The organism is Burkholderia sp. FL-7-2-10-S1-D7 (genome assembly GCF_001524185.1).
Taxonomy (GTDB): domain Bacteria; phylum Pseudomonadota; class Gammaproteobacteria; order Burkholderiales; family Burkholderiaceae; genus Burkholderia; species Burkholderia diffusa.
In genome coordinates, this window is the sequence record NZ_LOWY01000007.1 from 1 (window position 1) to 1652 (window position 1652).

The following is a 1652-nucleotide window of genomic DNA, read 5'->3' on the forward strand; positions in this document are numbered from 1 at the left end:
GCAATACGGCCCGCGCGAATCGATGGAATACGACGTCGTGATCGTCGGCGGCGGCCCCGCCGGGCTGTCGGCGGCGATCCGGCTCAAGCAGCTGGCTGCCGAGAAAGGCACCGAGATCGGCGTGTGCGTGCTCGAGAAGGGTTCCGAGATCGGCGCGCACATCCTGTCGGGCGCGGTGATGGACCCGCGCGCGATCACCGAACTGTTCCCCGACTGGAAGGAACGCGGTGCACCGCTCGATGTCGAGGTGACCGAAGACCGCTTCCTGTTCCTGTCGGAAAAGAGCGCGATCACGACGCCGAACTGGGCGCTGCCCGACAACTTCAAGAACCACGGCAACTACGTGATCTCGCTGGGCAACGTCACGCGCTGGCTCGGCCAACAGGCGGAAGCCCTGGGCGTCGAGATCTTCCCGGGCTTCCCGGCTGCCGAGATTCTCTATAACGACGACGGCTCGGTGAAGGGCGTCGCCACCGGCAACATGGGCGTGGGCAAGGACGGCGAGCCGACCGAGAACTTCCAGCTCGGCATGGAGCTGCACGCGAAGTACACGCTGTTCGCCGAAGGCTGCCGCGGCCACCTCGGCCGCCAGCTGATCTCGAAGTTCAAGCTCGACGCGAACGCCGATCCGCAAGCGTACGGGATCGGCATCAAGGAACTGTGGGAAATCGATCCGGCCAAGCACAAGCCGGGCCTCGTGATCCACACGGCCGGCTGGCCGTTGAAGTCGGACACCTACGGCGGCTCGTTCCTGTATCACATGGACAACAACCAGGTCGTGGTCGGCTTCGTGGTGGGCCTGGGCTACACGAACCCGTACCTGTCGCCGTTCGAGGAATTCCAGCGCTACAAGACGCACCCGTCGATCCGCGCGTTCCTGGAAGGCGGCAAGCGCGTGTCGTACGGCGCGCGGGCGATCACGGCCGGTGGCCTGCTGTCGCTGCCGAAGACGGTGTTCCCGGGCGGCGCGCTGATCGGCGACGACGCGGGCTTCCTGAACGCATCGCGGATCAAGGGCAGCCACGCGGCGATCAAGACGGGCATGCTGGCGGCGGACGCCGCGTTCGACGCGCTGCAGGCCGGCCGTCAGAGCGACGAGCTCAACGCGTATCCGGACGCCTTCAAGCAGTCGTGGCTGCATACGGAGCTGTACCGCGCACGCAACTTCAAGCAGTGGATGGCGAAGGGCCTGTACCTGGGCACGCTGATGGTCGGGCTCGAGCAGAAGGTGATGGGCGGCAACGTGCCGTGGACGCTGCACCACAAGCATGCGGATCACGAGATGCTGAAGCCGGCCTCGCAATGCACGCCGATCGAGTATCCGAAGCCGGACGGCAAGCTGACGTTCGACCGGCTGTCGTCGGTGTTCATCTCGAACACGAACCACGAGGAAAACCAGCCGGCGCACCTGACGCTGAAGGATGCGAACGTGCCGGTGAACGTGAACCTGCGGACCTACGCGGGGCCGGAGGGGCGCTTCTGCCCGGCGGCGGTGTACGAGTTCGTGAAGAACGACGACGGCAGCGACCGGCTGGTGATCAACGCGCAGAACTGCGTGCACTGCAAGACGTGCGACATCAAGGACCCGACGCAGAACATCGTGTGGGTCACGCCGGAAGGCGGCGGCGGGCCGAATTACCCGAACATGTAAC

The 1652-nt window shown here is 65.6% G+C and carries 1 protein-coding gene; it reads left to right on the forward strand.

The genetic code is table 11. From position 1 onward, the window contains the following. Positions 1-1651, forward strand: a 1651-nt coding sequence (locus WS75_RS01060; RefSeq protein WP_059678773.1) for an electron transfer flavoprotein-ubiquinone oxidoreductase, incomplete at its 5' end; no start/stop codon positions are given. Position 1652 lies beyond the last annotated feature (1 nt).